Origin of the sequence: Cobetia sp. 14N.309.X.WAT.E.A4 (assembly GCF_030397495.1) — a bacterium.
Classification (GTDB): domain Bacteria; phylum Pseudomonadota; class Gammaproteobacteria; order Pseudomonadales; family Halomonadaceae; genus Cobetia; species Cobetia marina.
The window spans coordinates 82,665-95,163 of sequence record NZ_JAPNXT010000007.1; the positions used below are offsets into that span (position 1 = coordinate 82,665).

A 12,499-nucleotide genomic window follows, 5' to 3' on the forward strand; every position below is an offset into this window, starting at 1 on the left:
GGAACCCGCTCCCCCTGTCATGTCCGCTCATGAGCCTTGCCCAACCTGTTCCTGCACGTGTCTGGAGGATATCCATGTCCACACTGTTTTCCCCGCTGAAGCTCGGCCCGCTCACGCTGGACAATCGCATCATCATTGCACCGATGTGCCAGTACTCCGCCCAGGATGGCCGGATGCAAGCCTGGCATGACCAGCATCTTGGCAATCTGGCCCAGTCAGGTGCCGGCCTGCTGATCTTCGAGGCCAGTGCCGTCTCCCCCGAAGGGCGTATCACCCATGGCGATGTGGGGCTCTTTGACGAGGCAACGCGTGACGCGATGCAAGGTGTCGTCGAGCGTATCCGTCGTTATTCGCCGATGCCGTTGGCCGTGCAGATCGGTCACGCGGGCCGCAAGGCCTCATGCGAGAAGCCCTGGGAGGGCGGAACTGCCATTGCCCCGGGACAACCCAACGGCTGGCAGACTCTGGCACCCAGCGCGATTCCCTTCAGTGAAGGGGGGCCGCTTCCCGAGGCGATGAGCGCCGAGCAGATCGCCCAGACCATCGACGCCTTCGTGGAAGCGGCCCGGCGTGCCGTCGAGATCGGTCTCGACGGGATCGAGCTGCACGCGGCGCATGGTTATCTGCTGCATCAATTCCTGTCACCGTTGAGCAATCAGCGCGAGGACGACTATGGCGGTTCTTTGGAGAATCGCATGCGGCTGACGCTTGAGGTGTTCGACGCCGTTCGCGCCGCGATTCCTGACGAGGTTATGCTGGGCATCCGGATCAGCGCGACGGACTGGGTCGAGGGCGGCTGGGATCTCGCACAGAGCATCGAACTCGCCAAGGCGCTTGACCGCCGTGGCTGCCACTATCTGCATGTCTCAAGCGGCGGGCTCAGCGAGCAGCAGCAGATTCCGGTGGAACCCAACTATCAGGTGCCGCACGCCGAGGCCTTGAAGGCTCAGGTGGTCATGCCCGTCATCGCGGTGGGCTTGATCACCGAGCCACAGCAGGCGGAAGACCTGCTGGTGACAGAGCGTGCCGATGCCATCGCCCTGGCGCGCGGCATCCTCTATGACCCGCGCTGGCCCTGGCATGCGGCCGCCGCGCTGGGAGATACCGTCAAGGTCTCGCCCCAGTATCTGCGTTGCCAGCCGCATGGTCTGAAGTCATTGCTGGAGAATCAGCAGGACTGAAGTCCGTGAAAGGACATCGATGACTGACGCCCGCGTTCATGAGCCCTTGCTCGATGATCGCGGGCGTTCTTGTTTGCTCAATCCCCTTTGCTCAATCCCCCTGGCGGCGCGAAGCCTCGATTTGAGGGAGGAGAGTGGAGAGGCGTTTGCGCCTCTCCTTGTGGCTCAAGGCGGCGCTGCGCCAGCAGGGCGATGAAGGCACGGGGGAGTACAGGACGGCTGGCAGTAATTATACGAGTGTGCAATAGTGGCGGAAGATCCACCGCAATCCACTCGCTGCCAGTCGTGACACAAGGAGAGCCAATGCCAAGCCAAGCCCCTATTCTGGGTGTCTACCTGAGTGAATCCCTGGACCTGGACAGCCTCTACGGTGAGGCGCTGCGCCAGCTGGGCGAGGATGTCGTGCTGCAGAACCCGCAGGAGATCGAAGACCCCACGGAGGTCGCGTTCGCCATCTGCTGGCAGCCGGGAGAAGACGCCTTCACGCCGTACCCCAATCTCATGCTTGCCATGTCGATCGCGGCGGGGGTGGATGCTCTGCTCAGTCATCCGGGGCTGTCAGATGAGGTTCAGGTGGCACGGGTGCGAGACCCGCATCAGGCATTTCTGATGGCCGGGTTTGCCGCGCATGAAGTGCTGCATCAAGAGCGCGAGTTTGCCGTCATGGCAGACAATGCCACGCGCCGTGAGTGGCAGCCCTTGCCGATGCGTGCGCCCGAGAAGGCGCAGGTGGCGGTGCTGGGCCACGGCAGCATGGGGCGCGCGGTGGTCACTTCGCTGTCGGCACTGGGATTCACGGTGACGGTCGCCTGTCGCAGCGAACCCGTCGCACCAGTGCAAGGCGTGCGCTATCTGACGGGCGACAATGCGGTGATGGCCGCGGCTCAGGGGGCGGATTACCTGATCAACATCCTGCCGCTGACTCCGGTCACCGAGAATGTGCTGAATGCGACCCTGTTCGCCCAGCTGCGGCCGGGGGCATGGCTTGTACAGATCGGCCGCGGCGAGCACCTGGTGGAAGCCGATCTCGATGCGGCACTGGCGTCCGGTCAGCTGGCGGGCGCGACGCTGGACGTCTTCCGCGAGGAGCCATTGGTGCCCAATCATCGCTGGTGGCAGGACGCGCGCCTGCGCATCACGCCGCATGTCGCCAGTGACTCGCTCCCCGAGGTGGTCGCCGAGCAGGTGGTGGCCACGGCGCGCGAGTTGCGCGATGGCCTGCCGCTCACGTTGGGCGTGGATCGCCAGCGCGGCTATTGAGGCCCTGGTCTATTGAGGACCTTGGCTATTGTGGCCCTCGGCTATTGAGGACCGGAAGGTGGAGGCGTCAAGGCTTTTCAGGGCTCTGCGGAGCCTTTCTCGACCCCAGGCAGCGACATCTTGATCACAGGAGACAGCGACATGCAGGCATCAACCATGAGTGACGCGGAATGGCAGGCACGCCTTGATCTGGCAGCCTGCTATCGGTTGGCGGCGCACTACCGCATGACCGACCTGATCTATACCCACATCACGGCGCGAGTGCCGGGTGAGGAAGGGCACTTCCTGATCAATCCCTATGGTTGGCGCTGGGAGGAGATCACCGCATCCTCGCTGGTCAAGATCGACGTCAACGGCGAGAAGGTCGATGACAGCGCCGCGCGGGTCAATCCAGCCGGCTTCACCATTCACTCGGCGATTCATGCGGCAAGCCACTCTGCCAGCTGGATCATGCATACCCATACGCGCGCTGGCGTGGCGGTATCGAGCCTGGAAGAAGGACTGCTGCCGCTGAACCAGATCGCCCTGCAGTTCCATGGTCGCGTCTCCTACCACGACTATGAAGGCATCGCGCTGGATCTGGATGAGCGCGAACGCATCGTGGCAAGCCTTGGCGACAATCCGGCGCTGATCCTGCGCAATCATGGCCTGCTGACCACGGGTGCCTCTGCCGCCGAGATGTTCAACAACATGTTCTACCTCGAGCGCAGCTGCGAGATTCAGGTCGCGACCCTCTCCATGGGCCAGCCGGTGCGCCGTCTCTCGCCCGAGATCTGTGCGCATGTGGTCGGCCAGTACGACATGGCCATCCATGAGGATGGCGATCTGGCACTGGAATGGGATTCCCACCTGCGTCTGCTGGAGAGTCTTGGCAGTGACTATCGTCGATAAGCCTTCCCTCGATGCGTGGCCGCTGTCACCTGAGAGTGAGGCAAGTGAGGCAAGTGCGGCAATCCCGGCGTTGAGTGAAGGGGAGGGGCCCAGATGAGTCGCAAGGTGTTCCAGCGCCTTTCCCAGGATCAGCGTCGGCGCGACCTGCTGGAAGCCACGCTGAGCTGTGTCGCGCAGCATGGTCTGGCCGGCGCCAGCGTGCGCCGCGTGGCGGAGGCAGCCGGTGTCTCACCCGGGCTGATTCGCCACCATTTCGGTACCAAGGACGACATGGTGCGGGCCGCCTATGCCTACATGATGGGCCAGCTGACCTCCGATATCGCCGATGCCAGCCCGGTCAGTGATGAATCCTCGGCGTGTCGTCTGGCACGCTTCATCGCGGCGAGTCTCACGCAGCCCAATCTGGCCGCCCACAAGGTCTCCCTGTGGGCGACCTTCATCGGTCGGGTACGTCACGATGCCACCTACTCGGCGGTCCATCAGGAAACCTATCGCGAGTTTCTCGATCTGCTGCGATTACTGATCCAACCCGTTCTGAGCGCCAATGATCAGCCCGCTGATGACGCCATCTGTGAGGAGCAGGCGATCGCCCTCAATGGCTTGATCGATGGTCTGTGGCTGGAAGGCGGGCTGGAACATGGCCTCTATGCCGTCGAGCGCCTGCCCGCGATCGCGATACGGGCGGCAGAGGGCATCCTGCGCCTGCCCCAGGGCACCTTGCTTGAGCATGTCGAGATGACAACAACACCCCCACCTCACAGGAGTTGAGCATGCGCTACGCCACCATCACCGAACGATTGAGCGATCTGGGCGGTGACAAATGGGCCGTCCACAGTGCCGCTCGTCAGCGAATTCTGGCGGGAGAGCCGATCATCGAGCTGACCATCGGGGAACCTGACATCGCCACGCATCCGGCTCTGGTCGAGCGCTGTGTCGAGGCGCTGCGCGCCGGGCGTACCCGCTACTCCGATGGCCGTGGTGAACCGGGGCTGGTCGCGGCATTGGCCGAGCGCTACTCAGCGCGCATGCCCGAGATCAGCGCAGACAACGTGCTGTGTTTCCCCGGCACTCAGACGGCGCTGTTCGCGGTGATGCTGGCGCTGGTGGAAGAAGGATGCGGCGTACTGACCGGCGACCCCTACTACGCCACCTATGAGGGTGTGATCCGCGGCGCCGGCGGTGACCTGCAGCCGGTACCGCTGCGCATGGAGCATGGCTTCGTGTTGCAGCCGGAAGATCTGGCCGCGGCCATCACGCCGCAGAGCCGTGTGTTGCTGCTCAATACCCCGCACAACCCCACCGGGGCGGTGATGGACCGGGCGACCCTCGAGCACATCGGCGCGCTATGTCGCGAGCATGATCTGTGGATCGTCTGCGATGAGGTCTATGAAGCGCTGATCTTCACGGGCGAATTCGTCTCGCCGCTGGAAATCGAGGCACTGCGTGAGCGCACCGTGGTGGTGTCCTCCATCTCCAAGAGCCATGCCGCTACCGGCTTTCGCAGTGGCTGGGCCATCGGCTCAGCGGAATTCTGTCGTCGGCTGTTGCCGGTCTCGGAAACCATGCTGTTCGGCAACCAGCCCTTCATCGCCGACATGACCGAGGCCGCGCTGCGCGGAGATTTCGATACCTCCGAGCGTCTGCGCGAGTCGCTTGGACGCCGCGCGCGCCTGGTGCATGAAGCGCTGGCGGCCATTCCGCAGCTGTCCTCCAGTCTGCCACAGGGGGGCATGTTCCTGATGGTCGATGTCTCCCGCACCGGCCTTGACGGCGAACAATTCGCCTGGCGACTGCTGGAACAGCAGCAGGTGGCGGTAATGCCCGGCAGCGTCTTCGGTGATTGCGGTACGCCGCTGGTACGTGTCGCCCTGACCGTGCCGGACGACAGCCTGCTGAAAGCGGTACAGCGTATGGCGCTGCTGTGTGATCAGCTGGAAGGGGAAGTCATCGTCTGAGGCGCGACTTCGGCCATGCACAGTCTTTCGCTCAATTTCGTGCAGGTTCACGTACAAACGCCGCTCATGAGCGGCGTTTGTACGTTCAGCGATGCTCATTTCAGGAAATCATTTCCAGCCCATCTGCCAGACATCGTCCTGCTTCAGCTCACGCCAGCCCAGCACGTGATCGCGATGTGTCAGCACCGCCTGCAACACGACCTCGACCACATGCTCATCCTGATCATCACGAATCACGCGGGTGACGATGAAATGTCGCTCACGATTCCTGGGGGTCACGGCGGTCCATTTGCTCTGCAACAGCTTTTCGGGGTTGATGCGGTTCATGCAATGTCTCGTCGGTAAAAAGGAAAAGGGAAAATGAGGAACAGGGGAGGGTATCTGAACTGGGGTAACGTGAGGATGAATCTGACCCTCAAGTCACTTCTTGAGGCCGCTCACTGCCCGAGCGGCGTTGCTCGCGCTCCTGCAGGTAGCGGGCAGGCGTGGTGCCGAGCAGCTTCTTGAACATGCTGATGAAGGCGTTGACGGACTGATAACCGACGTCTTCCGAGACGCGCTGCACGCTCATGCCTTCGGCCAGCAGGCGGATCGCCACCACCAGGTGGAGTTGCTGGCGCCAGCGGCTGAAGCTCAGGCCGGTGTCGCGCTGGATCAGGCGGGCGAGGGTGCGTTCGCTCATCGCCAGTTCGCTCGCCCACTCGGCCAGGGTGCGCCGATCATCCGGTGTCTTGATCAAGGCATCGCTGATGCGGGTCAGCCGCGGGTCTTCGGGCAAGGGCAGATGCAGACGTTCGCTGGGCATGCAGGCCAGTTCTTCCAGCAGGACATCGACCAGCCGCGCTGTCGGCCCCTGTTCAGGATATGGCTGGGGCAGCTCCGCCAGACGCAGCACCAGCTCGCGTAGCAGGGGCGAGATCGACAGCGTACAGCTGTGGCTCGGCATCTCGAGCGCTCCGGGCTCGATGAACAGGTGGCACACGCGGCCGCCACGGGTCAGGTGGTTGCTGTGGGGCAGGTTGCCGGGAATCCAGACGCCGCTGTGCGGTGGCACCATCCACAGCCCTTCCGGCACGCGGCTGGTCACGACGCCATGCAGGGCGATGACCAGCTGTCCCTTGCGATGCTGGTGGATCGGGACTTCCATCACCTGCTGACCGGTATCCACATGCAGGGCGCTGGCCGGAATCTCGTAGATGTCCGGGTCATGTTCGCAGACGCTGCTGGAGAAGGGCACGGAGGAGTGACCGCTGGCGACTCCCGACGATGAGGTTGCGTCTCGCGTGGCAAGGGAAATCGGCGTCGCGGAGGTCCTAGAGGAGGTGGCTGACATGTCGGCTCGCAGATTGTCTGATTTCAGGTATCTGATGTCATGATGGCTCAATTCTGCAGCGATATTGGCGATTACGCTATCGTTAATCTGCGCGGGAATTCACCTTTGATGTGTCGTCCCGCTATCTGTCCGTTCCAAGTTCGCTGCGAGCGTCTCATGACTGAACTCTGCCACTCTTCTCCTGTTCGGCGATTGAGCCATCCTGCCGTGTTGATCGCCGGCATCCTGATGATTGCCATGAATCTGCGTGCGCCCTTTACCAGTATCGCGCCGTTGCTTGAGCGTCTGCAGGCGGCGCTGGGCTTCAATGCCACAGCGGCAGGGTTGCTGATGATTCTGCCGCTGTTGGCGTTCGTCGTGGCGTCCCCCTGGGTACCCCGTCTCGCACGGCATGTGGGGCTTGAGCGCAGTGTCTTCCTCGCCTTGCTGGCGATCGCCGCCGGCATCGTGCTGCGGGTGCAGGGCAACACGCTGGCGCTCTATGTGGGGATCGCCTTGATCGGGGCGGGCATCGCGGTGGGCAATGTGCTGTTGCCCAGTCTGGTCAAACGCAGCTTTCCCCGACACATCGCGCTGCTGACCTCCTGCTATGTGCTGACCATGGGCATCATGGCCGCCATCGCCTCGGCGGTGATGGTGCCGCTGGCGCAGGATAGTGCGGATGGCTGGCAGTTCGCGATGCTCATCGTGGTCATCCTGCCAGTGGTGACGATGGTGGTGTGGTGGCCACAGTTGTCGCATCGCTCCCTACCGACGGCGGCGAAGGAAGCCGAGAAGGTAGCCGAGAAGGGTGCCGCGCGGCCGGTGCGTCAGGCAGCCGTGTGGCACTCGCCACTGGCCTGGCAGGTGACGCTGTTCATGGGGATCAATTCGCTGCTGTTCTATACCGTCAACAGCTGGCTGCCGAGCATGCTGGCGGACAACGGCTTTTCCCCCGAAAAGGCGGGATCGTTGCACGGCCTGCTGCAGTTGGCTTCGGCCTTGCCGGGATTGATTCTGGTGCCTCTGATGCCGCGCCTGAAGGATCAACGTCTGATCGCCTTCGCGACGCCCTGCATGTCGCTGGCAGGGTTCATCGGGCTGTGGCTGATGCCGGGGTGGGCGCTGGTGTGGGTGCTGTTGCTGGGCGCGAGTTCCGGGGCCAGCTTCATTCTCGCCCTGTCGTTCATGGGGCTCAGAGCGCGCGATGCCATGCAATCGGCGTCGCTGTCGAGCATGGCGCAGACGCTGGGCTATCTGCTCGCGGCCATGGGGCCGCCGTTGATCGGGGCGCTCTACGATCGGCAGGGTGACTGGCAGCTGGCATTGATGGTGTGTGCCTCCCTCAGCGTGCTGATGGCGGGGATCGGCTGGCTGGCGGGCAGGGACCGCCAGTTGCCTGAGGCGTCGGCATCTGAATAATGGAGCGATGCCCTGAAGGGCCACAGGAACATCCCCCCATGACAAGGAAGTGAGAGATGGCGAATGCATCATCCGGAAGAAAAGGTCAGCCGGCCTCTGGTACCAAAGAGGCTGCGGGGAACACCCGGCGTCCGCGTGCAATGCGTCGCCTGCGGGCAGCCATCCTCGGTCTGGCCAGCATTGGGGGTGTCGTGATGATCGCTCAGCCAGCCAATGCCGCGACGCTGTCACTGCGGGTGATCGAGACCACCGACATCCACGCCAACGTGATGGATTACGACTATTACAAGGATCGTCCCAGCGTGCGCATCGGCCTGGTGAGGGCGGCGAGCCTGATCCAGCAGGCGCGTTCCGAGGTGGCCAACAGCGTGCTGCTGGACAACGGGGACCTCATTCAGGGCAGCCCGATGGGCGATTACATGGCGGCGGAAGGTCTCGAGGAGGGTGATGTCTTCCCGGCCTACAAGGTCATGAATCAGCTGGATTACGATGTCGGCAACATCGGCAATCATGAGTTCAATTACGGGCTCGAGTATCTCGAACGGGCGCTGTCCGGCGCGCAGTTCCCCTATGTGAACGCCAACCTGCTGGATGCCACGACCGGCGAGCCGTACTTCACGCCTTATCAGATCACCCCCCATGCCTTCACCGACAGTGAGGGCAACGCTCAGACGTTGAAGATCGGCTATATCGGCTTTGCGCCGCCGCAGGTGATGACCTGGGATCGCAAGCACCTCAAGGGGCGCCTTGTGGCTGAGGGCATCACCGAGAGCGCCAGGCGCTGGGTACCCGAGATGCGCCGGGCGGGCGCGGATGTGGTGATCGCCATCCCGCACTCCGGCATCTCGACTGACCCTTACCGGGTGATGGCCGAGAATTCGGTGTATTACCTTTCGCAGGTGGAAGGCATCGATGGCATCGCCTTCGGGCATGCCCATGCGGTCTTCCCCAGCGAGGAATTTGCCGAGGTGCCGGGGGCCGATATCGCCAAGGGCACCCTCAATGGGGTGCCGGCGATGATGCCAGGGCACTGGGGCAGCCATGTGGGCGTGATGGATCTTGAACTGAGCAATGACTCGGGCCAGTGGCGGGTGGTAAGTGGCCAGACAGAGGCACGCCCGATTCAGGTGGGTGGCGAGGCGCAGGTGGGGGAAGATGCCGAACTGGCGGCGTTGGTCGAGCATGAGCACGACGCCACGCGGGAGTACGTCAACCGCAGCATCGGTCGCGCCAGTGCGGCGATGAAGAGCTATCTGGCGCTGGTGCAGGACGACCCGACGATCCAGATCGTCAATCGTGCCCAGGCTGATTACGTCAAACGCTTCGTCGAAGGCGACCCGGACCTGGAAGGTTTGCCGATTCTCTCGGCAGCCGCGCCGTTCAAGGTCGGTGGCCGTCACAATGACCCGACCCAGTTCACCGAGATGGAGGCCGGCGAGCTGAGCTTCCGCAATGCCGCCGACCTCTATCTCTATCCGAATACGCTGGTGGCGCTCAAGGTCACCGGCAAGGAAGTGCGGGAATGGCTCGAGTGCAGTGCCGGGCAGTTCCATCGCATTGACCCGAATCTCGCCACGCCCCAGCCCCTGATCAACTGGGAAGGTTTCCGCAGCTACAACTTCGATGTGATCGACGGCGTCGAGTATCAGGTGGATGTCACGCAGCCGGCGCGTTATGACGGCAATTGCGCGCTGATCGACGCCGATGCCCACCGTATCCAGGGCCTCACTTACCAGGGCGAGCCGGTCAAGGACGACGATGTCTTCCTGCTCGCGACCAACAACTATCGCGCCTACGGCGAGGACTTCCCCGGCACCGGAGAGTCGCATGTCGCTTTCGCGTCACCGGATGAAAATCGCAGCATTCTGGCCCAGTACATCTCGCGCCAGACGCAGCAGCAGGGCGCGGTGGACCCTGCGGCGGATCACAACTGGCGGCTGGCCGCGATCGACACCGATACCCCGCTGGACATTCGCTTCACCACCGCCCCCGGTGAGGATGCGCAGCAGTTCATCGATGCCCAGGCGGTCTATCCGATGACGCTGGTGGATCAGGACGAGATGGGCTTTGCCCGCTATCGCGTCGGGCTGGACCGGATGAAATAGCCAAGGCAGCGCATTGTCGAGCACGTCGTTACTGGCCTGGGTTCAGGTGGGGAAAAACGCCAGTCAGCAATTGCTGACTGGCGTTTTTTTGTCACCAGGCGCTACCCGTTATCTGTCTCATTATTCACTTTTGCATCAGGTTCTTTTGCGCAGTCCCATTGCGGGTCAGCGCCAGGGCGCGTGCAAGGCGATGCTCAGCAGCACACGTTTGCCGCGCTCGATGCGGCTGACGCTGTGTTCGTGAAGGTCGGGGCGAAACAGCACCACGCGGTCCGCGAGGCGAAATAGGCTGCCATCGGTCTCGAAGACACCGCCCTGACGGGGTTTCTTGAGCACGATATTGAGCTTGTAGTAGCTGCCGCTACCCATCGGGTCGTTATGGCGCATCACGCTGTGGCCCTCGGGGTAGGTCACCAGATTGATGGTCAGGCGGCGAAGATCGAGCAGACTACGGTTGATGACACGGGCCATTGGGCTTTCCCTTTGAAGATTGCGGCTATTGAAACGTATTTTGAGTGATTGATCAAAAAAGAGGTTGAGTGATTGCTCAAAAATACGTACGGTGGCTCCACGTTCACGGCGCACAAGGTTCGGCAATCGAGATCGCCGAGGCCGTGATTGAGAATCGAGCAAGCAAGGAGGTCAGCAATGAGCCACGACAACGTGACAATGGAAGCTCTGGAAACCCGTTATGCGATGATCGAAGGTCACCGCATTGCCTACAAGGAAATGGGGGAAGGTCAGCCGCTGTTGTTGATTCACGGCATTCCGACCAACAAGCTGATGTGGCGCGATGTGATGCCGGAATTGGCCAGACATTACCGGGTCATCGCCCCGGACATGCTCAACTATGGCGAGTCGGACATGCCGGTGGATGCTGATGTTTCCATCAATGCCCAGACATGCATCTTCATCAAGCTGATGGATTCACTGGGTGTGGCGAGTGCGGATGTGGTCTCGCATGATATCGGTGGGGGTATCGGTCAGCTGATGGCGGTCAACCACCCCGAGCGCGTTCGTCGCCAGGTGCTGATCGACAGCGTATGCTTCGATTCCTGGCCGATTCCGGAGTTCAAGCAGCTGCTGGAGCCGGGCGTCGAGGAAGCCACCAGCGTCGAGGAATTTATCAGTACCATGCGCGGCTTCATGCCCAGTGGTGTGCATGATCCGGCGGTGGCGACCGAAGAGATGGTCGAGCGCTACGTGTCCCAGTGGAACAGCGAGCAAGGCAAGGCAGCCTTCTTCCGCAACATGCGCCGCCTCAACAAGGAATACACCCAGGCCATCGCCGGTGAGCTCAAGAATATCGAGATCGACACCCTGGTACTGTGGGGCGACAAGGACAACTTCCAGAAGCCGGATTACGCCCCGATGCTCACAGATGCCATCCCGGGTGCCGAGCTGATCTGGGTGAAGGACGCCGGTCACTGGGTCACTGACGAGAAGCCCGAAGAAACCGTGCGCTATATCTTGGATTTCCTGGCGCGCTGAGAGATGGCCAGCCCCGATGCCCAAGCGGGGTGTCGGGCGCCATGCCAGAGAGCAAACAAAACCGCCCGGTCATGAGACCGGGCGGTTTTGTTGTCATTGCAGAGACGCTGCCGAGCTTTCTGCTATGGCGTCATGGCGAAGAGGGGGCGAAGACATCTCACTGGATGTCATGGCCCTGGCCCCCGTCTTGACCTTGCGCTGCATGGCGATGATGCCTCCCGCGCGCGTCGGGGTGAAGGGCTCCTCGAGTCTCACGAATCCATGGCGTTCATACAGGGCGATGGCCGGGCTGTCGGAGAAGGCCCGAAGCCGCAGGAGGGTGTCGTGGGGCTGACGCTTGCTGAGGCAATCGATCAACCAGCTCAGACAGGTGGAGCCGATACCGCGTCGCTGCCACTGGGCCACCAGCTGCAGGTCACGCAGATACACCATGTCGTTCAGCGACTTGAGGCTGATGAAGCCGATCCATTCGCCATTGAGGCGCACGGCGAAGTTCTTGTTGTCCTGCCATTTTTCCTCGAATTGCTCTGCATCCCAATGGAAACCATGACGCTTGTAGGTCGCGAGCATGTTGCCACAACTCAGCCGGTGCGCCGCTGCATTCAGGTAGCGGTTGGCAGGTGTGTCGTAGATGGGGGAAATGCTGAGATCATCCATGATCCTTCCGATTCTTTTGAGAGTTATGTCAGGGAGTAGCATCCGTCACGTTGCAATTTCTGCAGGCCGACCGTCCAGTCAGTTAGTGAGTGCTAATTCAAGCGCACTATCTTCAGGTTTTCAGGACAGCCTGACAAGTGAATGCCTGTCCAGTACCAGATGCCGCTCGGGATTGCCAACGCTGGTTCGTTATACTATAACATTGCGCTTTTCCCGCGCTGTCTG

General features: G+C 62.0%; 12 protein-coding genes. 8 read left to right on the plus strand and 4 right to left on the minus strand.

The annotated features are described in order from the left end of the window. Positions 1–74: 74 nt before the first annotated feature. From OW493_RS11105 to OW493_RS11125, 5 genes are all read left to right on the plus strand, one after another. Positions 75–1,181: an NADH:flavin oxidoreductase/NADH oxidase gene (locus OW493_RS11105; protein ID WP_175090268.1), complete on the plus strand. Its 1,107-nt coding sequence runs from the start codon at positions 75–77 to the stop codon at positions 1,179–1,181. A gap of 303 nt (positions 1,182–1,484) precedes the next feature. Next, positions 1,485–2,441, plus strand: coding sequence for an NAD(P)-dependent oxidoreductase (locus tag OW493_RS11110; protein WP_289864198.1), 957 nt, complete (start codon positions 1,485–1,487; stop codon positions 2,439–2,441). Positions 2,442–2,582: 141 nt separating this feature from the next. Beyond that, entirely contained in the window at positions 2,583–3,332 is a 750-nt protein-coding gene (locus tag OW493_RS11115; protein ID WP_205632697.1) for a class II aldolase/adducin family protein, read from the plus strand. Positions 3,333–3,425: 93 nt separating this feature from the next. Next, positions 3,426–4,100 carry a TetR family transcriptional regulator C-terminal domain-containing protein gene (locus tag OW493_RS11120; RefSeq protein WP_289864199.1) on the plus strand — a complete coding sequence of 225 codons (675 nt, stop codon included), beginning with the start codon at positions 3,426–3,428 and terminating at the stop codon, positions 4,098–4,100. A gap of 2 nt (positions 4,101–4,102) precedes the next feature. Next, complete coding sequence (locus OW493_RS11125; protein ID WP_289864200.1) at positions 4,103–5,287, plus strand: pyridoxal phosphate-dependent aminotransferase; 1,185 nt, start codon at positions 4,103–4,105, stop codon at positions 5,285–5,287. Between the two features lie 108 nt (positions 5,288–5,395). Here the strand turns inward: OW493_RS11125 and OW493_RS11130 are convergent, their stop codons facing one another. Together OW493_RS11130 and OW493_RS11135 are read right to left on the minus strand one after the other, a co-directional pair. Then, positions 5,396–5,614: a TIGR02450 family Trp-rich protein gene (locus OW493_RS11130; RefSeq protein WP_077376973.1), complete on the minus strand. Its 219-nt coding sequence runs from the start codon at positions 5,612–5,614 to the stop codon at positions 5,396–5,398. An 88-nt stretch (positions 5,615–5,702) separates the two neighbouring features. Next, positions 5,703–6,620 carry a helix-turn-helix transcriptional regulator gene (locus OW493_RS11135; protein WP_176503712.1) on the minus strand — a complete coding sequence of 306 codons (918 nt, stop codon included), beginning with the start codon at positions 6,618–6,620 and terminating at the stop codon, positions 5,703–5,705. 156 nt (positions 6,621–6,776) lie between these two features. On the opposite strand from OW493_RS11135, the gene OW493_RS11140 reads away from it, so the two are divergent. Both OW493_RS11140 and OW493_RS11145 read left to right on the plus strand, forming a co-directional pair. Further along, positions 6,777–8,021, plus strand: coding sequence for an MFS transporter (locus OW493_RS11140; RefSeq protein WP_289864201.1), 1,245 nt, complete (start codon positions 6,777–6,779; stop codon positions 8,019–8,021). 140 nt (positions 8,022–8,161) lie between these two features. After that, on the plus strand, positions 8,162–10,126 hold the full coding sequence (locus OW493_RS11145; RefSeq protein ID WP_289864202.1) for a bifunctional 2',3'-cyclic-nucleotide 2'-phosphodiesterase/3'-nucleotidase: 1,965 nt from the start codon (positions 8,162–8,164) through the stop codon (positions 10,124–10,126). Positions 10,127–10,291: 165 nt separating this feature from the next. Here the strand turns inward: OW493_RS11145 and OW493_RS11150 are convergent, their stop codons facing one another. Further along, the gene (locus OW493_RS11150; RefSeq protein ID WP_084208808.1) at positions 10,292–10,597 is read right to left on the minus strand and encodes a hypothetical protein; all 306 of its coding nucleotides are present in this window, start codon (positions 10,595–10,597) and stop codon (positions 10,292–10,294) included. A gap of 177 nt (positions 10,598–10,774) precedes the next feature. Between OW493_RS11150 and OW493_RS11155 the strand changes: the two genes are divergently transcribed. Further along, complete coding sequence (locus OW493_RS11155; RefSeq protein ID WP_289864203.1) at positions 10,775–11,617, plus strand: alpha/beta hydrolase; 843 nt, start codon at positions 10,775–10,777, stop codon at positions 11,615–11,617. Positions 11,618–11,710: 93 nt separating this feature from the next. Here OW493_RS11155 and OW493_RS11160 read toward each other — a convergent pair whose 3' ends face one another. Beyond that, complete coding sequence (locus OW493_RS11160; RefSeq protein ID WP_289864204.1) at positions 11,711–12,274, minus strand: GNAT family N-acetyltransferase; 564 nt, start codon at positions 12,272–12,274, stop codon at positions 11,711–11,713. Between the last annotated feature and the right edge of the window lie 225 nt (positions 12,275–12,499).

Excerpts from the sequence above, each read along its gene's own strand:
- OW493_RS11105 (WP_175090268.1), top strand. The coding sequence starts at position 75 with ATGTCCACACTGTTTTCCCCGCTGAAGCTCGGCCCGCTCACGCTGGAC.
- OW493_RS11110 (WP_289864198.1), top strand. The coding sequence starts at position 1,485 with ATGCCAAGCCAAGCCCCTATTCTGGGTGTCTACCTGAGTGAATCCCTG.
- OW493_RS11115 (WP_205632697.1), top strand. The coding sequence starts at position 2,583 with ATGCAGGCATCAACCATGAGTGACGCGGAATGGCAGGCACGCCTTGAT.
- OW493_RS11120 (WP_289864199.1), top strand. The coding sequence starts at position 3,426 with ATGAGTCGCAAGGTGTTCCAGCGCCTTTCCCAGGATCAGCGTCGGCGC.
- OW493_RS11125 (WP_289864200.1), top strand. The coding sequence starts at position 4,103 with ATGCGCTACGCCACCATCACCGAACGATTGAGCGATCTGGGCGGTGAC.
- OW493_RS11130 (WP_077376973.1), bottom strand. The coding sequence starts at position 5,614 with ATGAACCGCATCAACCCCGAAAAGCTGTTGCAGAGCAAATGGACCGCC.
- OW493_RS11135 (WP_176503712.1), bottom strand. The coding sequence starts at position 6,620 with ATGTCAGCCACCTCCTCTAGGACCTCCGCGACGCCGATTTCCCTTGCC.
- OW493_RS11140 (WP_289864201.1), top strand. The coding sequence starts at position 6,777 with ATGACTGAACTCTGCCACTCTTCTCCTGTTCGGCGATTGAGCCATCCT.
- OW493_RS11145 (WP_289864202.1), top strand. The coding sequence starts at position 8,162 with ATGCGTCGCCTGCGGGCAGCCATCCTCGGTCTGGCCAGCATTGGGGGT.
- OW493_RS11150 (WP_084208808.1), bottom strand. The coding sequence starts at position 10,597 with ATGGCCCGTGTCATCAACCGTAGTCTGCTCGATCTTCGCCGCCTGACC.
- OW493_RS11155 (WP_289864203.1), top strand. The coding sequence starts at position 10,775 with ATGAGCCACGACAACGTGACAATGGAAGCTCTGGAAACCCGTTATGCG.
- OW493_RS11160 (WP_289864204.1), bottom strand. The coding sequence starts at position 12,274 with ATGGATGATCTCAGCATTTCCCCCATCTACGACACACCTGCCAACCGC.